16 protein-coding genes are annotated in these 18,248 nt (G+C 54.0%); 7 read left to right on the top strand and 9 right to left on the bottom strand.

The window, feature by feature from the left end; all coding sequences use genetic code 11:
- Positions 1–326: 326 nt before the first annotated feature.
- Genes IT971_RS17325 through atpD form a run of 9 tightly spaced genes read right to left on the bottom strand, consistent with a single transcriptional unit; the run spans position 327 to position 6,889 of the window.
- The gene (locus tag IT971_RS17325) at positions 327–1,172 is read right to left on the bottom strand and encodes a F0F1 ATP synthase subunit gamma (RefSeq protein WP_037987397.1); all 846 of its coding nucleotides are present in this window, start codon (positions 1,170–1,172) and stop codon (positions 327–329) included.
- Positions 1,169–2,740 carry a F0F1 ATP synthase subunit alpha gene (locus tag IT971_RS17320; protein WP_063094968.1) on the bottom strand — a complete coding sequence of 524 codons (1,572 nt, stop codon included), beginning with the start codon at positions 2,738–2,740 and terminating at the stop codon, positions 1,169–1,171. Before IT971_RS17320 ends, IT971_RS17325 begins: the two co-directional genes overlap by 4 nt.
- Positions 2,730–3,467, bottom strand: a complete 738-nt coding sequence (locus IT971_RS17315; protein WP_063094970.1) for a F0F1 ATP synthase subunit delta — start codon at positions 3,465–3,467, stop codon at positions 2,730–2,732. Before IT971_RS17315 ends, IT971_RS17320 begins: the two co-directional genes overlap by 11 nt.
- Before the next feature lie 4 nt (positions 3,468–3,471).
- On the bottom strand, positions 3,472–3,717 hold the full coding sequence (locus tag IT971_RS17310; RefSeq protein ID WP_037987400.1) for a F0F1 ATP synthase subunit C: 246 nt from the start codon (positions 3,715–3,717) through the stop codon (positions 3,472–3,474).
- Positions 3,717–4,430 carry a F0F1 ATP synthase subunit A gene (locus tag IT971_RS17305; protein ID WP_063095127.1) on the bottom strand — a complete coding sequence of 238 codons (714 nt, stop codon included), beginning with the start codon at positions 4,428–4,430 and terminating at the stop codon, positions 3,717–3,719. Before IT971_RS17305 ends, IT971_RS17310 begins: the two co-directional genes overlap by 1 nt.
- Positions 4,427–4,717, bottom strand: a complete 291-nt coding sequence (locus IT971_RS17300) for an ATP synthase subunit I (protein ID WP_037987404.1) — start codon at positions 4,715–4,717, stop codon at positions 4,427–4,429. The genes IT971_RS17305 and IT971_RS17300 overlap by 4 nt, the downstream gene beginning before the upstream one ends.
- Positions 4,714–5,016, bottom strand: coding sequence for an AtpZ/AtpI family protein (locus IT971_RS17295; RefSeq protein WP_037987405.1), 303 nt, complete (start codon positions 5,014–5,016; stop codon positions 4,714–4,716). The genes IT971_RS17300 and IT971_RS17295 overlap by 4 nt, the downstream gene beginning before the upstream one ends.
- A complete protein-coding gene (locus IT971_RS17290) occupies positions 5,013–5,429 on the bottom strand; it encodes a F0F1 ATP synthase subunit epsilon (RefSeq protein WP_196871085.1) in 417 nt (138 codons plus the stop codon). Before IT971_RS17290 ends, IT971_RS17295 begins: the two co-directional genes overlap by 4 nt.
- The gene (atpD, locus tag IT971_RS17285; protein ID WP_063094972.1) at positions 5,426–6,889 is read right to left on the bottom strand and encodes a F0F1 ATP synthase subunit beta; all 1,464 of its coding nucleotides are present in this window, start codon (positions 6,887–6,889) and stop codon (positions 5,426–5,428) included. Before atpD ends, IT971_RS17290 begins: the two co-directional genes overlap by 4 nt.
- A gap of 591 nt (positions 6,890–7,480) precedes the next feature.
- Between atpD and kdpF the strand changes: the two genes are divergently transcribed.
- The 7 genes from kdpF to IT971_RS17250 all read left to right on the top strand — a co-directional run bounded on the left by kdpF (position 7,481) and on the right by IT971_RS17250 (position 18,230).
- Positions 7,481–7,567 (top strand): K(+)-transporting ATPase subunit F, encoded by an 87-nt coding sequence (gene kdpF, locus IT971_RS22605; protein WP_065701680.1) that lies wholly within the window; start codon positions 7,481–7,483, stop codon positions 7,565–7,567.
- A 13-nt stretch (positions 7,568–7,580) separates the two neighbouring features.
- Positions 7,581–9,290, top strand: coding sequence for a potassium-transporting ATPase subunit KdpA (gene kdpA, locus IT971_RS17275; protein WP_063094974.1), 1,710 nt, complete (start codon positions 7,581–7,583; stop codon positions 9,288–9,290).
- 17 nt (positions 9,291–9,307) lie between these two features.
- Positions 9,308–11,341: a potassium-transporting ATPase subunit KdpB gene (gene kdpB, locus IT971_RS17270; RefSeq protein WP_063094976.1), complete on the top strand. Its 2,034-nt coding sequence runs from the start codon at positions 9,308–9,310 to the stop codon at positions 11,339–11,341.
- Positions 11,342–11,354: 13 nt separating this feature from the next.
- A complete protein-coding gene (gene kdpC, locus IT971_RS17265; RefSeq protein WP_063094978.1) occupies positions 11,355–11,921 on the top strand; it encodes a potassium-transporting ATPase subunit KdpC in 567 nt (188 codons plus the stop codon).
- Positions 11,922–12,129: 208 nt separating this feature from the next.
- Positions 12,130–14,859: a sensor histidine kinase KdpD gene (locus tag IT971_RS17260; protein WP_063094980.1), complete on the top strand. Its 2,730-nt coding sequence runs from the start codon at positions 12,130–12,132 to the stop codon at positions 14,857–14,859.
- Position 14,860: 1 nt separating this feature from the next.
- Positions 14,861–15,544 carry a response regulator gene (locus IT971_RS17255; RefSeq protein WP_063094982.1) on the top strand — a complete coding sequence of 228 codons (684 nt, stop codon included), beginning with the start codon at positions 14,861–14,863 and terminating at the stop codon, positions 15,542–15,544.
- Positions 15,545–15,890: 346 nt separating this feature from the next.
- Positions 15,891–18,230, top strand: coding sequence for a NosR/NirI family protein (locus IT971_RS17250; RefSeq protein WP_063094985.1), 2,340 nt, complete (start codon positions 15,891–15,893; stop codon positions 18,228–18,230).
- Positions 18,231–18,248 lie beyond the last annotated feature (18 nt).

The raw sequence follows: 18,248 nt of genomic DNA, 5'->3' as shown, positions 1-18,248 counted from the left end.
AAAATGAAAATTGCCAGCTTTTCTGTCAATTCTGCAGATTTTTGTCATCTTTTGTGACAATCGATGACAACTTATATGGCAGTCAGAAATTCTAAGTATCTGGATTCATTAGAAATTAGATGTCATCTTTTGCGGCACCTGACATTTGAAGCCGAAATTACTAACGTGGTCAAAAAATAATTTGAGACAAATCGAACATTTAATAGGCGAAATTTACGCCAAATAAATTCCCTTACCCTCTTTAGATGTTGAGGGAATTTGTTGCTCATTTTTGTCCAAATATGCAAGCGACGATTTGGTCGCGGTCCGGCATGCGTGTTCCTTATTCATTTCTTGTGGTGCGCAGATGCAGTACCCGTTCCCAATTCAATGATTTCGGCTGTGATTTCTTCTTGACGGACTTGGCGCAATCTAGCTTGAAACAGATCAAGTTCGCGTTCGATTTGGCTTGCTGCAGCCGACATTGCTTCCAGTCGCGCTTCGTTTTCGGCCGCAAATGCGTGCAGGCAAGACTTGCAAACCAGAGCATGAAAGTAATCAGCGCTCAGGCTATCGAGCAAGGCTGCTTTCGGGAGCTGCATCATCGGTGGCCGCGAGGCATGAGATGCGAACTCGGTCAGATCAATTGGAAACAGACTGTGCCGGACGATTTCGGGTCTTCCTGAATGCCATGTAGAATAGATGACATCAAGGCTGTCAATCTTGCCGACTTCGACGCTGCCATAGATGGCCTTGGTGATATTGTCCGCCATTTTCGGAATGCCCGGTGTGTGGGAGGGCATTGCCGTGCTCCAGAAAGGATAAATCCCGCGTGTCCTTGCGATGGATAACCCGCGCGTTCCAATCAAAAACAGGGTTGCTTTTTTAAGGTCTTCAGCAATTTTCTCGAGAACATGTTCACTGAAGGCACCGGCAAACCCCTGCTCGGCGCAGAAAACAAGAAGCCCCTTACCAGTGTTGGCAGGTATCTTTGTTGTCGGTCGGTGTTCCTCCGGGGATAGGGTGCTTCGCATGGCATTTGCGATCGTGGATGCATAACCGTCGACGGCTTTGATATGCTTCCTTGCGTCTCTGGAACGTGCTGCTGCGATGCCTTTCATGGCATTGACAACAGCGCCAAGCTGACGAATGCCTTCAATCCGCTCACTGACATCTGCCAAACGTTCGGTCATGCTTTTTCACCGGTTCTCTCAGGATTGTGGCTCACAATATCATGTGACGTGTCATTTTTGATGGCGGATAACGAAGACGCAAGGCCGGTCATTGCTGCGATCAGCATGGCGCGGGCAGCTTCGTCCAGATTGTCTGTTTCGGAGATGACACGCACGCTTTCTGCTGCGTCACTGTCCAATATGGCGGGCAGCCGTTCGCGGAATGCTGTGACGGCCGAAACAGGCAAGGGATCAAGCAACCCGGATTGCACGGCGATTAGCAGTGCAACCTCGTCGACAAGCCGGAATGGTGAGTGTTGTGACTGTTTCAGAGCTTCGCGTATCCTGGCACCACGCGTTAATTGTTGGCGTACACGCCCTTCGGGCATTCCTCCAAAACGTGTAAAAACTTCCAGTTCCAGAAATTGCGCATAATCAAGCCGCAATGAGCCCGCTGCTTCCCGTAATATTGGTGCCTGGGTCTTGCCGCCAACCCGGCTGACACTGAGCCCGACATCAACAGCAGGTTTCTGGCCCTGATGGAACAGGGCGGAATCAAGCATGATCTGGCCATCGGTAATCGAAATCAGATTGGTCGGAATAAAGGCCGATAGATTGCCAGCATCTGTTTCCGCGATCGGGAGTGCTGTCAGCGAACCGCCGCCAAGATCCTTTGATAGTTTTGCCGCACGTTCAAGAAGGCGCGCATGAATATAAAAAACATCCCCAGGATAGGCTTCGCGACCTGGAGACTGGCGGGTCAGAAGGGCTATTTCACGATGTGTTGCTGCATGCTTTGATAAATCGTCGATCACAACAAGGGCATGTTTTCCCTGATCGCGAAAGTATTCCGCCATGGTCATGCCAGCATAGGGGGCAATCCACTGCAATCCGGGGGCGCTCGCCGATCCGGCAACGAGAACGATACAGCGTTCAAATGCGCCTTCGGATTGCAGCGCATCAATGGCGCGGCGCACGCTGGATGTTTTCTGCCCTACGGCGACATATATGCAAATCATATCGCTTGCGTGTTGGGCAATCATGGCATCGATTGCCAATGTTGTTTTGCCGGTCGAATGATCGCCAACGATCAATTCGCGCTGCCCCCGGCCAAGCGCAAATAATGTATCTACCACCAGCATCCCGGTCTGTACCGGTTCGGTAACAAGATCACGTTCTATGATTGATGGAGCAGGGCGTTCGATAGGCATCCTTTCGGTGGTGGAGAGCTCATCCTTTTCATCAAGCGGGCGGCCAAGAGGATCGACAATGCGACCAAGCAAGGCATCGCCGACAGGAACCTGGATGATTTCACCTGTACCAAATACCGCGTCTCCCGCTTCGATTTCGGTTGCGGCATCAAGCAAGACGCAACCGATAAGATCCGGATCAAGAACCCGGGCAAAGCCAATCTGCCCGCCCTGGAAACGCAGCACCTCGTCAAGGCGAACATCGCGCAGGCCGGAGATCATCGCGACACCATCGCTAATTTCTTCGACTCTTCCTTTGTGTTCCGTTCGGGGCCCCAAGGGGACATTTTCAATCGCATGCCGCGCCGCAATGCGCCAATCGGGATCATCAGGCAGCATTTTTTAGCTCCTTCAGAATCTCGGCAAGATCGGATTGCCAGCTGTTATGCAAAATGAAATGCGCGGTTCGGATTTCCATTCCGGCAATCAGTTCTGGATCCGTCATGAATGTAATATCAGGCGTACCGCCAAGGGCCTTGTGGATGGCGTTGCTGAATTTGGTCCGATCGGCATCCTCAAGCGCATATGCGCTGACCAGATCAAGGCCGTCTGCGTTCTGCGCCAATGCTGTGCGCTCCGCCTCTGGCAAGTTTGCGATACTATCGAGAAGCAATTGGAAAAATGCTTCCTGAACGATTGCCGTATTAAGAGTTTCCAGCAGTTTTGATGCAATTTCTGTGGCAAGTTCAGCCGCCTGTGTGACCGTTTTCTTCTGTGCGGCATCTGTCGCGCGGGCGATTGAAATTTGTGCTGTTGCGACGATTTTTTCCGTTTTTTCGTGCGCTTCGAGAAGTGCGGCCTTGGTTGCATTATCTGCATCTTGTCTTGCGGCAAGCAAGATGGCTTCGCGTTCCGCAGCGATGCTTTTGCGTTCTTCTGTCAATTCGGCACGTATTGCATCCGCTTTGGACTGAGCTGCCTTTGCGGCATCAAGCATTGCCTGTGATGCTTCTTTGCGCTTTGCGATTGCATTGGCAACCGGCCGCCAGAATACACGAGACAATAACCACATCAGGATCAGGACATTGACCGCCTGCAAGCCAAGGGTCCACCAGTCAATTGTCATTGGATCATCCCAGCAACGGATTGGCGAACAGCAACAAAAGCGCGATCACGAGGCAATAGATTGCGGTTGTTTCTATCATTGCAAGGCCAACGAAAAGGGTTCGTGAAATGGTGTTTGCGGCTTCTGGCTGACGGGCAATCGCATCCATTGCGGCGGCAACTGCGCGACCTTCGGCCAGTGCCGGGCCGATTGCCCCGAATGAAACGGCAAATGCCGCACTTACGATACTGGCGAGGTTAAGGTAATCCATCACATGTCCTTTTGTTCGGGAGGAAGAGGGATCGTCTTTTCTGTGGGGTGACGTGTGCCGTCTCGGACGGCCGACGTGATGAAGACCATCGCCAGCACAGCAAAAATATAGGCCTGCACCAGTCCGGTTAGCAGATCGAGCGCGATGAGTGGGATCGGAACGATGAAACCTGCCAGGGTTGCAACAATCCCGATGACGAATACTCCGCTCATCACATTGCCAAACAGACGTACGAACATGGAAAAAGCCCGCGTTACACTTTGGACCATGTTCAGCGGGATCATTACCGGATTTGGTGCTGCGAAAGATCGCAGATACCCGCCAACCCCGGCACCTTTGATGCCAAACCAGATAACAGACAGGAAAACCAGCATCGCCAATGCCGCGTCTGTCTCAAGTCGTGCTGTCGGTGGTTCAATTCCCGGCACAAGTGATGACCAGTTTGCGATCAGGATGAACAGGAACAGCGATCCGATAAAACTGCGATAGGGAGCCGGCTCTGCACCGCTTGTTTCTCGAATTTGGTTATCTATGGTGTCGACCAGAAGTTCCAGTGTGGCCTGGCGTTTGGTTGCAATCAACGCAAGTCGCCGTGTCAGAAGCATGGAACCAACCACCAGGATGATCATGATTACCCATGTGGTGACCACGGCCGCCGTAACGGGTATTGGGCCGACATAAAAAAGAGGAAGCGTTTCAAGAGGCGACTTCACGGCCGGGCTCCCCATTTTATTCGGATGATCATTTCGCGCCCGCCGATAACGCCTGCCAAGGTTACCAGAATTCCGAACCCGCCAGCCTGGAGAGCAAGCGCAAATCCACAAACCAGAAGAGCCAGCCTGCCAATCGCCAAAGCAATGACAAGCATCGGTCTTTGGCCTGATACAATCATGTCAGCCGTTATGCGGATGGTGCAGAAATAAACGATACCCATGGCAAACCCACCCGAGAAACAGACAGGCAACAACAGAAGTATTGGCGATACATCGGAATTAATCATTGTGTGTTCATCCATTTCCATGCAGTCCAGCCCCCAATTGCCAAGCCGACGATCAGCAATGGTCCTGTCCAGAAAATGCCCGTACCAAACTGTTTGTCGATCCAGTGTCCCAAAAAAAGTCCACCCAATGTCGGTACAATAATGATCCAGCCCAGCACCCCGATTTGGGCCAATCGTCGACCGACTGACATATCGCCTTCGCGTAACCAGCGATCATGCCGTTCGCGTCGCCGCCTTACTTCCCGAACAAGCGGGTCTTCTTCCGGTGGCTGCGGAAATCTATCGGGTGCTTTGCTCACCGGAATGTTTCCTTATGCATGCCAGGACGCAGGCGGCTGATGATCTGTCGAATGGCATGCATCTGAAGACGCATCGTTTCAACATGCTCGACGCGTTCTTCGTCGGCTTCGGAATGAAATCTTTGTAAAACTTCCTGATCGAGAGTTGCCAGATCGTCTCCGGTGACAGCTTCACGGGTCGCAATGTTGATTTTTGTACGTTCACTTACGGTCATGACGCCATTACGCACGGCGCAAAACCGGTCCTGACCTTCGACGCGCCAACTGACAATGGAAATTGCCAATGCCGTCAGAAACGGCGCATGCCCGGGCAGGATACCAAAACTGCCACTTTCATCTTCGGCATGAAGGCTATCGATTTCTTCATCAACGACGATTGAAAGCGGTGTGATGATCGTCAACCTCATCGTCATGATCTGGCCTCGCGATCACTGGCATCGGCGGCGGTTGCTTTTTCTTCTTTCGCGCGGGCTTCTTGGAGTGTTCCGACCATATAAAGCGAACTTTCAGACCAATCGTCTGTTTCCCCGTCCAAGATTGCCCGGCATCCTGCCAATGTATCGGAAAGGGCAACGCTTGAGCCCGGCGTGCCTGTAAAAGCCTGTGTAACCATGAAGGGTTGGCTTAGGAAACGCTGTAGCCGACGTGCCCGGTTAACGGTCTTTCTGTCCGCAATTCCCAGTTCCTCGATGCCGAGCAGAGAGATAATGTCGGTCAGTTCCCGGAACCTTGCCAATGCCTGACGGACTGCTTCGGCAGTTTCATAATGATCTTTGCCAACGACCATCGGGTCCAGCAACATCGAGGAAGAGGCAAGAGGATCAATCGCGGGATAGAAACCTTCGGCAGCTTGCGCGCGCGACAGCACAACGACACAATCCATATGGCTTGAAATTGTTGTTACGGCGGGGTCTGTAAAATCATCGGCGGGCACATAGACCGCTTGAATAGCGGTAACAGCCGCTCCGGCAACCGATGCGATGCGTTCCTGAAGTCCGGCAACTTCGGTTGCCAGTGTCGGCTGATAGCCAACGCGCGATGGTAGACGTCCCAAAAGGCTTGATACCTCTGCTCCTGCCTGGACAAAGCGAAAGACATTGTCCATCAACAACAGCACATTCTGGTGCTTCTGATCGCGAAAATATTCCGAAACGGTCAGGGCGGTAAGCGGGGTGCGCCAACGTGCGCCGGGTGGTTCATTCATCTGGCCATACACAAGAACGGTTCGTTCCAGAACGCCGGATGCCTGCATTTCGGTCAGAAGTTCATGACCTTCACGCGAACGTTCACCGATCCCGGCAAAAACAGATATGCCCTCGTATTTCTGGACCATGGCATGAATAAGTTCCATGACCAGAACCGTTTTGCCGACCCCGGCACCGCCAAACATTGCGGCTTTTCCGCCTTGTGCCATTGGTGTGAGAAGATCAATAACCTTGATCCCGGTTTCGAAAATTTCAGTGTTTTTTGTTTGTGCTTTCAACAATGGCGGAAGGGCGTGGATCGGGCGACGTGGTGTGTCCTTTGCCAAAGCTGGCCCGCTATCCTTCGGTTCACCGACGACATCAATCAGGCGACCCAGAATGTTGTTGCCGACAGGCACTGTCACAGGGGTACCAGTTGCATAAACCTTTACGCCGCGGGACAATCCCGCCGTCGACTGGAATGCGACAGCACGCAGCGTTTCCAGATCAAGGTGACTGTGAACTTCCAGGGTTAAAGGTGTCGGTTGATCCCATGCCACAATCAGCGAAGAATTGATTGGTGGCAGACCCGACCCTGTGAAAACGACGTCAACAACCGCACCGCGAACGGCGTGCACAATGCCGTGCAGTTCTTCTTTTATGGCTGGCTGTTTGTCATCCCGGTGCATGGTCGGAGGAACTCCTGACCTTTGGTGCTCTATGTATCTTCGGGGTTTGGTGTTATTTCCCAATTGATAGTATTCAATCAGGCACCGCGAGACACTGATTCAAATCAATATGGTGTTGGCTTCCGGCGTCAACCTGCCTAAAGGTTAGATAGTGGGTGCTATTATATTCCCGCAATCAAATTAATGACGGAGTTGCAATTAATTGAAGAGAGCAGTTCGGGAAATGTGAGACCTTCTATCATATAACCTCAGAAATTTATTTCTCATTACTTGAGTTGTAGCTTGCAAGCTCGCTAAGCCCGCTTGTCATGATTCGGGGTTATGGCCTCTGGCGTGAACGCCAATCACAGCCGTTCAGAAGGCATCGCCGCGCGCTGTCATCGGGGTTTTACGCATTTTTTATGCCTGACATCGGTTCAGGACACATTTCTGCCATCGCATTTTTACGGTTCTCTCTCCTAGCCTGTAGCAGTTGATCCGAACACTACAGGAGTATCCCATGTTCGATCTGATCTATACCGTTCTGGCATTGGGTGCCTTTGCCATGTGCGGGCTTGCGGTTCGCGGCTGCGCACGGATCTAGGAGGTTCCATGATCAGTTACATTCTTGGCGGCGCGGTATCGGCCGCGCTTGTTATCTACCTGTTTTCCGCCCTGATCCGGGCCGAAAAATTCTAGGACGGAGTTCCCGATGACAACCGATCTCGGCCAGTTCGCGCTTTATTGCGCGATCCTGCTGGCGTGCGCCCCGTTGCTGGGCGGGTATATGTACCGGGTTTACAGCGGGCAGGCGGTTTTGCTGTCCCCCGTTTTCAAGCCGGTTGAGAAAGTCATTTATCGCATTTGCGGTATCGATGCGCAGGCATCGCAACATTGGTCGCGATATGCCGTGACCCTTCTGGCCTTTAATGCTGCCGGATGGGTTTTGCTGTTTGCCATTCTGCGTTTGCAGCATCTTTTGCCATGGAATCCGGCCGGGCTGGCGCCGATGTCGTCCGATCTGGCGTTTAATACAGCGGTCAGTTTTGTCACCAATACCAACTGGCAGGCCTATGGCGGTGAAACCTCACTGTCCTATTTCAGTCAGATGGTCGGATTGACCATGCAGAACTTTGTCAGTGCATCAACGGGCATGGCGGTTGCCGTTGCGGTGATCCGCGGGTTTGCTGGTCGCAAAATCCGTGATCTCGGCAACTTCCATGTCGATATGACGCGCGGTGTTCTTTACATTCTGCTGCCACTTTCGATTATCGCAGCGATTTTCCTGATGTCGCAGGGCGTTCCGCAGAACCTGAATTCCTATGTCGATGCAACCACGCTTGAAGGCACAAAGCAGGTTCTGGCACAGGGACCGGCCGCATCGCAGATCGCGATCAAACAGCTTGGCACCAATGGTGGCGGCTTCTTTAACGTCAATTCATCGCATCCATACGAAAACCCCACAGCGCTGAGCAATCTGCTTCAGATGGTTTATATCCTGCTGATCCCGGCGGCATTCTGCTTTCTGTTTGGCAAGATGGTTAATGACAAGCGTCAGGGCATTGCGATTTTCGCCGTGATGGCCGTGCTGTTTGTCGGTGGATTTGCCGCGACCTATAGTGCGGAAAAGGCAGGCAATGCGTTGCTGACAAATTCCAGCACGATTATTGCCGATCCGGGCAATATGGAAGGCAAGGAAACCCGTTTCGGTATCCTGAATTCCACCCTCTGGGCAACGGCAACGACGGCCGCGTCGAACGGATCGGTCAATGCCATGCATGACAGTCTGACACCGCTTGGCGGCATGGTAACGATGCTGAACATGCAGCTTGGTGAAATCGTCTATGGCGGTGTTGGTGCCGGTTTCTACGGCATGCTGCTGTTTGTTGTTCTGACGGTTTTCATTGCCGGACTTATGGTCGGGCGGACGCCGGAATATCTGGGCAAGAAGATCGAAGCCCGTGAAATCAAGCTGGCTGTTCTGGCCATCCTGACCATGCCGATCGGCATTCTGGTCTTCGGGGCCTTGTCGGCCACCGTTCCGGTCGCTATGACGGCAGTACAGGATGCCGGACCGCACGGGCTTTCGGAAATCCTTTATGCCTATAGCTCGGCGACGGGCAATAACGGCTCTGCCTTTGCCGGGTTCGGAGCAGGAATGCCGTTCCAGACTACCTTGCAGGGCATTGCAATGTTGCTGGGGCGTTATGGCTTCATCATTCCGATCCTGGCGATTGCCGGGTCGCTCGGGACAAAGAATGTCGTTCCGGTTTCGGGCGGCACATTCCCGACCCACGGTCCGCTTTTCGTTACCCTTCTGATTGCCGTCATTCTGATTGTCGGTGGTCTCACTTTCTTCCCGGCATTGGCACTTGGCCCGATTGCGGAGCATTTCGCAATGCTGGCCGGAATTGCCTACTGACCGGAGGAGTACAGAAAATGAAGAAAACAGAAAATTCCCGTCTGCTGGACGGGGCGCTTGTGCGGACTGCCAGTATTGAGGCGTTTCGCAAGCTTGATCCGCGGATCATGATCTGCAATCCGGTGATGTTCATGGTTGAGGCCGGTGCGGTGATGGCAACTGTCATCAGCATCCATACCGGTATGACGGGCGGTCCGGACCTGTCGGCCCTGATCCAGATCACCGTCTGGCTTTGGTTTACTGTCCTGTTTGCCAATTTTGCCGAGGCGGTCGCCGAAGGTCGTGGCAAGGCACGTGCCGATAGCCTGCGGTCAACCAATAAGGAAACCCAGGCAAAAAAGCTTCGCAACGGGGAAAAGACCGCCGTTGAAATGGTCGCAAGCAGCCGTCTTTCGCCCGGTGACTTTGTACTGGTCGAGGCGGGCGATGTCATCCCGGTCGATGGCGAGATCGTCGAAGGGATTGCTTCGGTCGATGAATCTGCCATTACCGGTGAATCGGCCCCGGTAATCCGCGAAAGTGGCGGGGATCGGTCGGCGGTAACCGGCGGGACGCGGATTGTGTCGGACTGGCTTAAAGTCCGTGTCACCGCCAAACCGGGCGAAAGTTTCCTTGATCGCATGATCGCGATGGTCGAAGGCGCGCAGCGTCAGAAAACACCAAACGAGATCGCGCTTAATATCCTGCTGGTCGGCATGTCGATCATCTTCCTGATCGTCGTTGTCACGCTTGAACCCTTCGCGCTGTTCTCGGGGACCTCGATCCCGATGGCGTTTCTGATTGCGTTGCTGGTTACCCTGATCCCGACAACAATCGGTGGTCTGCTGTCTGCCATCGGGATTGCCGGTATGGACCGTCTGGTCAAGGCCAATGTCATCGCCAAGTCCGGGCGTGCGGTTGAGGCATCGGGCGATGTCGATACGCTGCTGCTTGATAAAACCGGAACCATTACTTTTGGCAACCGTATGGCCGACGAATTTGTGCCACTCAAAGGCATCACGGACCGGGAAGTGGCGGAAGCCGCGGCAATCGCATCGCTTGCCGATGACACGCCAGAGGGCAAATCGATTGTCGAACTGGCGGGCAAGCTGTTTGACTTCCGGGGCGACAAATCGAAACTGTCCAAGGCGATTGCCTTTAGTGCCGAAACCCGTATGTCCGGTGCGGATATCGGTGCGGATGAATATCGTAAAGGTGCCGGGGATGCGATGCGGGCATATGCCGAAGCGGGCCCGCAGGTTGCCGAACTTGGCCGGATCGTTGATGGCATCGCCAAATCAGGTGGCACGCCGCTTGTGGTCGCGAAAAACCACAAGATCATGGGTGTCATTCATCTGAAAGACATCATCAAGCCGGGCATTCGCGAACGGTTTGCTGAACTGCGTGCCATGGGCATCCGGACCGTCATGATTACGGGGGACAACCCGTTAACGGCGGCCGCAATCGCTGCCGAGGCTGGGGTGGATGATTTTCTGGCCGAGGCAACACCGGAGAAAAAGCTGGAACTGATCCGTCAGGAACAGGAAGGCGGGCGTCTGGTGGCGATGTGCGGTGACGGATCGAACGATGCGCCGGCCTTAGCACAGGCAGATGTCGGGGTTGCGATGAATGATGGCACCCAGGCCGCACGCGAGGCGGGCAACCTTGTCGACCTTGATAGTGATCCGACCAAGCTGATCGAGATCGTCCAGGTCGGCAAACAGTTGCTGATCAGCAGGGGCGCGTTGACAACATTTTCGATTGCCAACGATGTTGCCAAGTATTTCGCGATCCTGCCCGCGCTTTTCATTGCGGCCTATCCGCAGCTTGGTGCGCTGAACATCATGGGGCTTGCCAGCCCGCAAAGCGCGATCCTTTCGGCGGTGATCTTTAATGCCCTGATCATTATCGCCCTGATCCCGCTGGCTCTGCGCGGGGTACGGTTTACGCCGGGCAGTGCGGCGGCGCTGCTGCGTCGAAATCTTCTGATCTATGGCCTTGGTGGTCTGATCGTTCCCTTTGTCGGCATCAAGGTCATTGACCTTCTGATCAATGCCGTTGGTCTGGTTTAACGGAGAATTTGTCATGTTGAACTTGTTACGTCCGGCCATTGGCATGGCTGCTGTGATGACGGTGATAACCGGTGTTGCCTATCCGCTGGCAATGACCGGGATCGGGCTGGGACTGTTCGCGGAAGAAGCCAATGGCAGCCTGATTGAAAAGAACGGTGTCGTGGTTGGTTCGCGCCTGATCGGCCAGAAGTTTGAAGGTGATCGCTATTTCCATCCGCGCCCTTCCTATGCCGGCGATGGCTATGAGGGGGATAATTCCGGTGGTTCCAACCTTGGGGCGACGAACCGGGAACTGGTCAACGGGATCAAGGCCCGTGCCCTTGATCTTTCGGCGGAAAACGGCAATCGCCCGGTGCCAATAGATTTGCTGACGGCATCGGGCAGCGGACTTGACCCCGATATCTCGCCCGAAAGTGCCCGCTTCCAGATGGAAAGGGTGGCTAAAGTCAGAAACATCCCGCTCAATGACCTGGAAGAACTGGTTGCAGCCCATATTGAAGATAGAACCTTTGGGTTGATCGGAGAGCCGCGGGTCAATGTTCTGATGTTGAATCTGGCTCTGGACGAAATGTCGTCCTGATCCGATGGATTATTCCAAAAATACAGGGTATCGGGCTGTCTTTCGGCAGTCCGGTGCCCGGCAAAGACAGGTTCAGCGCGAGGCAGAGGAAATGCGCGCTGTCTGGCTCCGGAGCAAGGTGCTGTCAGTCTATCGGCGATTTATCCGGGTGATCCGCCGATGGTTCTGATATGACAGGATAAATACGAAAGGCTTTGATCGACGCAAGATGACCGACGAAGAGGACCGTCCATCCCCCGAAGCCCTGCTGGAACAGACCCGCAAGGATGATCGGGGCAAGCTCAAGATCTTTCTGGGCGCCTATCCGGGCGTCGGAAAGACCTATGCCATGCTTCAGGCCGCGCAGGAACGGCGGAAGGAGGGGAGGGACGTTATTGTCGGCATTGTCGAAACCCACGGGCGCGTGGAAACCGAAAACCTCTTGCGCGGTCTTGAAGCATTGCCGCGCAAGAGGCTTTTGCATCGGGGCCGTGTCTTTGGGGAAATGGACATTGACGCGATCATCTGGCGCAAACCGGAAATCGCCCTTGTTGATGAACTGGCACACACCAATGTGCCGGGCAGCCGCCACGAAAAGCGCTATCAGGATATCGATGAGCTGCTTGATGCCGGGATTGATGTCTATACGACGCTGAACATCCAGCATCTTGAAAGCCTGAACGATATTGTCGCCCGGATTTCACGTGTTCGCGTACGCGAAACACTGCCCGACAGTTTCCTTGAAAAAGCCAATGAAATCGAGCTGATCGATTTGCCGCCTGATGATCTTTTGCAAAGACTGCGCGATGGCAAGGTTTATGTCATCGATCAGGTGGGGCGCGCGCTCCGGCATTTCTTCAGCAAGGGAAATCTGACCGCACTTCGCGAATTGGCGATGCGTATTGCAGCCGAACGCATTGATGCGCAGATGCTGGAATATATGCGTACCCATGCGGTCAGCGGCCCATGGCCGACGCAGGACCGCCTGATGGTGTGCCTGAATGAAAGTCCGGTGGCCAAAAAGCTGGTGCGCACGGCCAAGCGGATGGCAGAACGCCAGCGTGTTCCGTGGATCGCCTTGCATGTCGAAACACCACGCGACGACCGGATGGCGAATGCCGAAAAAGATGATATTGCCGAAGCACTGCGTCTGGCGGAACAGTTGGGGGCGGAAATTGTCACGCTTCAGGCGGAATCCCATTTGGCACGCGAGATTTCCGCATTGGCGTCCAAGCGCAATGTTACGCGTCTTCTGATCGGGCGGCCAAGGCGAAGACGCTGGACCGGATTGTTGCGTGAAAATGTGGCGCGCAAGCTGCTTGAGAATGCCGAGGGCTTTGATGTTACGGTCATTGCTGCGGACATGGATGAGAAAAAACGTTCGCTGATCTCGGACAATCCGTTCGAACGCGGAAACTGGCGATCACGCAGCCTTTCGTGGGTCTTTGGCAGCGTTACTGTGGCAACCGTTGCCGCACTTTTTGCTGACCGGTATGTGCCGCTTGGCAATCTGTCGCTGATTTATCTTCTGGCGGTGTTGTTAACTGCGATCCGTTGCGGCATGTGGCCGTCGATTGCCGCCAGTCTGCTGTCTTTCATTTCCTACAATTTCTTCTTCACCGTGCCCTATTACACCCTGTCGGTGTTCCATCATGAACAGCTGATTACCATCGTATTTTTCCTGATTGTCTCGGTCATTGTTGGCAATCTGGCAGGACGTCTGCGCCTGCAGGTCGATGCCATGAAAACCAGCGGCAAGCGCACTGCCAATCTTTATGATTTCAGTCGCAAGATTGCGGCGGCGGCATCGCTTGACGATGTGTTGTGGGCGGCTGTGCATCATGTGGCCGCGACGCTTGATTGTCAGTCGATGGTCCTGCAGCCGGGTACGGATGGATCGTTGGAAATTACCGCAGCCTACCCGCCAGAGGATCAGTTGGGGCTAAAAGATTGGGGGGCCGCCGAATGGGCGTGGGAGCATTCCAAACCGGCCGGCTGGCGATCCGAAACCCTGCCGACCGCAGAATGGCTATTCATGCCGGTAAATACCCCGCAGGGACCGCTTGGCGTTCTTGGTGTCCGCTTCAGGGAAGATGCGCGCACATTGGGGCCTTCCCAGCGTCGCCTGCTTGAGGCGCTTGTCGATCAGGTGGCCGTTGCTGTCGAACGTACCCGTCTTGCGACCGATATCGAAGAAGCACGCTTGCTGAGCGAGACCGAGCAGCTCCGCGCGGCACTTTTGTCTTCGGTATCGCATGATTTGCGCACCCCACTGGTATCGATCATCGGGTCGGCGACTACATTATCAAGCTATGGCGACAGCATGGGAGAAGAGGATCGCGGGCAGCTTACCCAGACCATCCTTGAGGAAAGCGAACGCTTGAACCGGTTTGTTCAGAACCTTCTGGATATGACACGGCTTGGCTATGGTGCCTTGCAGCCGAGAAAGGAATGGTCGGATCTGGCCGAGATTATCGGTCGTGCGGTGAAGCATGTCCGCAAATATGCCGGGTCGCGATCCTTTGACGTGCAGGTGTCGCCCGATCTGTCCCCGATCCAGCTTGATCCGGTTCTGATCGAACAGGTTCTGTTCAATATTCTTGATAATGCTGTAAAGCATACCGCCGACAACGGTCGGATTACAGTAAGTGCCAAGGCAGATAAAACACGGATGGTGGTCGAGATATCGGATAACGGGCGCGGTATTCCGGCAGAAGCGCGACAGGCTGTTTTTGATGTTTTCTATCGTGTTCGCGCAGGCGATAGCCAGGTGGCGGGTACGGGGCTTGGATTGTCGATCTGCCGTGGTTTTATCGAGGCGCATGGCGGAGGTATCGTTGCACACGACGGGCCGCAGGGGGTGGGCACAACGATTGCCATAACCCTGCCGATAACCGCGATGCCAACGGTTGCAGAGGATGACGAGGATTTGCAGGATGGCAGTGCGGAAGGAAGCTGAGATGCGCGATCAGGCCAAAGTGCTGATCATTGATGACGAACCGCAAATTCGCAAATTCCTGCGGATCAGCCTTGGTGCGCAGGGGTATGAGGTGATCGAGGCCGAAAACGGCCAGTCGGGTATCGAGAAATGCGCCCTTGAGACCCCGCATCTCGTCATTCTTGACCTTGGATTGCCTGATCTGGACGGGCAGGAAGTTTTGACGAAAATCAGGGAATGGAGCGAGGTTCCGATCATCGTTCTTTCCGTGCGTGCCAATGAGGAAGAAAAAGTGACTGCCTTGGACTGTGGTGCGAACGATTACGTGACCAAGCCGTTCGGCATCGCCGAATTGATCGCACGGGTGCGGGCTATTCTGCGCAGCCGCAAACCCGAAGACCTGACCAGTAGCGAGATTGTTTCGGGTGATCTAAAGATCGATCTGGCGGCACACAGGGTTTTTAAGGCCGATAATGAACTGAAACTGACCAAAAAGGAGTTTGCCTTACTGACCCTTCTGGCGCGTAACGCGGGGCGTATCGTGACCCATCAACAGATTTTACGCGAAATCTGGGGACCTGCGCAGGAAAGTGAAACACATTATCTGCGTATCTATATCGGTCATCTGCGCCAGAAACTTGGCGATGATCCGCTTAACCCGACCTATATCGAAAACGAGCCGGGGGTTGGATACCGGTTTTGTTAATACCGAAGTATTCCGGAGGTGAAAATGTGCGAGAGTTTCCTTTTGTCGCGGGCTCACAATTCGGGATTATATAGCTTTATGATATGAGCTTAACGGGACTTGAAAGTGCCGCCCATTTTGAGCGTTCTCGTCCCGTATGTCGTTTGGTATTGAAGTTTCGAAGAGATCAATTTTAGAGAGCGTCATCAAAAATGACGTTTTTGCGTAGATAAAACGACAAGCTATCAGGCAATTGCGATTTCGCAATTTTGACATGACGTGAGTCAAGTGATGGCGTTTCCGGATCCGATAAGGTCCCGCTCACTGGTGTTCAGATTATGGAGCATCAGTTTGGTGGGGACGTGCCGTGGTTGTTGTATCCGGATCATTTTCGTTATCGGGTTTGCGCCTGCTTCTGCTGGCAGTGATCGGTTGGGGGCTTGCGTTCACGAGCAGTTTTGCAGGGACGCTTGACGATTATGTCGTGTCGCTTGATGCCGGAAGCATCATGCCCGGAGCCGATCATATCGGCGAGGAGCAAACAACAGATCATCTTGTTCCCGTCTATAGCGGTAGTAACCAGCTTGGTTACATTTTCCTCAATAGCGACTGGGCCAATTCGGTTGGTTATTCCGGCAAACCAATCGACATTCTGGTCGGCATCTCGATGCAGGGTGTTATTACCGGTGCACGACTGGTTGCCCACAAAGAACCGATCGTGCTGGTTGGCATTCCTGAAAGCAAAATCACGGACTACATCGCGGGCTATACCGGTTTTAACATCGCCGAATATGCCCGCAGCGAAGAGCTGGATGCGTTGCCTGACGATATCGTGAGTGGTGCCACCGTCACCATCATGGTGATTGACGATTCAATTCGGCGCTCGGCAATCAAGGTGGCCCGAACACTTGGTCTGGGCGGGTTGGCGCAGCCGGGCGGCAAGGGCGACAAATTCGCCGTCGATATGTCGCAAGACGGGCCGGCAAGCTGGGATGAATTGCTTGGCGACGGGTCGGTTAGGCGTCTGTCGCTATCGCATGGCGATGTTGCGCAGGCCTTCGAGGGAACTGACGACAGAGGGCAAGGTAAAGGTAGTGGCAACGATCAAGCCAGGATCGCTGCCGACGGCCCGTTCATCGATCTATATACCGCTCTCGTTTCCATTCCGATGATCGGACATAATCTGCTGGGGGATGCGGAATATGCCAATCTTCAGAAGGTTCTGAAGCCCGGCCAGCAGGCGTTGCTTGTTGCGGCGAACGGTGAATATTCCTTCAAGGGATCGGGTTATGTTCGCGGTGGGGTGTTTGACCGTATTCAGGTTATACAGGGCGATAACAGTGTCCGTTTCCGTGACAAACATCACAAGCGCCTCGGGGAAATTGCGGCCGAGGGTGCGCCGCGTTTCAGGGAAGTTGCCCTTTTTGTTATCCCCGAAGAAGTGCCGTTTGATCCAACTGTGCCGTGGCATTTGCAGCTTCTGGTCCAGCGCCAGCTAGGCGCTTTGGAGAAGGCCTTTACGACATTTGGCGTCGATTATGCGCCACCGGTCAAATATCTGCGCAAGATCGATGTTGCGACGGCGGCACCGGATAATGTTTCGGAAAAAGCCAACGAGGTTGGTGCACAGAAATCCGGTACCGATACCCAAAACCGGGACGCGCTTTGGAAGCGGATATGGACGAACCGGATTGTCGATATTGTCATCCTGTCTTGCGCAATCCTGCTTCTGACCGGCTTGTTCTTCTTCCAGGACTGGTTTGTCCGCCGTCGCAAACTGACGCAGCGGATCCGGACTGGATTCCTGATCTTTACCGTGGTCTGGATTGGATATTATGCCAATGCACAGCTTTCGGTCGTCAATGTCCTGACGGTTGCCAATTCCTTTGGGTCGGGTTTTGACTGGTCCTATTTCTTGATGGATCCGCTGATCTTTATGCTGTGGTTTGCGGTTGCGGCGTCACTGATATTCTGGGGACGCGGTGCATATTGCGGGTGGCTTTGCCCGTTTGGCGCACTTCAGGAACTTTTGAACAAGCTGGCCAAACAGCTTCGCATTCCGCAAATCGCGGTTCCCTTTGGCCTGCATCAGCGCCTTTGGCCGATCAAATATATCGCCTTTCTGGTCCTGTTTGGCATCTCGTTCCATGCGTTCGATCAGGCCGAGCATCTGGCCGAGATCGAGCCCTTCAAGACGGCGATCATTCTTTCCTTCATGCGCGATTGGCCGTTCGTCCTGTTTGCGGTTCTGCTGTTGGTCGCGGGCCTTTTCATCGAGCGGTTTTACTGTCGTTACCTTTGCCCGCTGGGCGCGGCTTTGGCGATACCTGGTCGGATCCGGGTCAATGACTGGCTGAAACGGTATCGTGATTGCGGTTCCCCCTGCCACCGGTGCGCAAACGAATGCATGGTTCAGGCCATTCATCCTGACGGGCACATTGACCCGAATGAATGCCTGTACTGCCTTCATTGCCAGGAACTGTATTACGACGACCAGAATTGCCCGGTCATGATCCAGAAACTGGCCCGGTTTGAACGCCGCATGGCACTGCAGTCCGGTTCAAAAACTTCCAGACCTCAAACGAAAACCGAAACGACTTCTCATTCGAAACCATCGTCCGCGAGCTGTGGCTCCGGTGGATGCGGCGCAAGTTGTTCCAATCCGAAGTCTTCGGACGGAAACAACGGTGCGTCTAACCAGCTGTGACATATCAGGAGTTCCATT

Source organism: Thalassospira sp. B30-1 (assembly GCF_015767575.1).
In the GTDB taxonomy this organism is placed as follows: Bacteria; Pseudomonadota; Alphaproteobacteria; order Rhodospirillales; family Thalassospiraceae; genus Thalassospira; species Thalassospira xiamenensis.
This window is presented reverse-complemented; position numbering and strand designations above follow the sequence as displayed.

Bases quoted from the DNA above. Each gene is read 5' to 3' on its own strand.
- IT971_RS17325 (WP_037987397.1), bottom strand. From the start codon at position 1,172: ATGACCGAACGTTTGGCAGATGTCAGTGAGCGGATTGAAGGCATTCGT.
- IT971_RS17320 (WP_063094968.1), bottom strand. From the start codon at position 2,740: ATGCTGCCTGATGATCCCGATTGGCGCATTGCGGCGCGGCATGCGATT.
- IT971_RS17315 (WP_063094970.1), bottom strand. From the start codon at position 3,467: ATGACAATTGACTGGTGGACCCTTGGCTTGCAGGCGGTCAATGTCCTG.
- IT971_RS17310 (WP_037987400.1), bottom strand. From the start codon at position 3,717: ATGGATTACCTTAACCTCGCCAGTATCGTAAGTGCGGCATTTGCCGTT.
- IT971_RS17300 (WP_037987404.1), bottom strand. From the start codon at position 4,717: ATGATTAATTCCGATGTATCGCCAATACTTCTGTTGTTGCCTGTCTGT.
- IT971_RS17290 (WP_196871085.1), bottom strand. From the start codon at position 5,429: ATGACGATGAGGTTGACGATCATCACACCGCTTTCAATCGTCGTTGAT.
- atpD (WP_063094972.1), bottom strand. From the start codon at position 6,889: ATGCACCGGGATGACAAACAGCCAGCCATAAAAGAAGAACTGCACGGC.
- kdpF (WP_065701680.1), top strand. From the start codon at position 7,481: ATGATCAGTTACATTCTTGGCGGCGCGGTATCGGCCGCGCTTGTTATC.
- kdpA (WP_063094974.1), top strand. From the start codon at position 7,581: ATGACAACCGATCTCGGCCAGTTCGCGCTTTATTGCGCGATCCTGCTG.
- kdpB (WP_063094976.1), top strand. From the start codon at position 9,308: ATGAAGAAAACAGAAAATTCCCGTCTGCTGGACGGGGCGCTTGTGCGG.
- kdpC (WP_063094978.1), top strand. From the start codon at position 11,355: ATGTTGAACTTGTTACGTCCGGCCATTGGCATGGCTGCTGTGATGACG.
- IT971_RS17260 (WP_063094980.1), top strand. From the start codon at position 12,130: ATGACCGACGAAGAGGACCGTCCATCCCCCGAAGCCCTGCTGGAACAG.
- IT971_RS17255 (WP_063094982.1), top strand. From the start codon at position 14,861: ATGCGCGATCAGGCCAAAGTGCTGATCATTGATGACGAACCGCAAATT.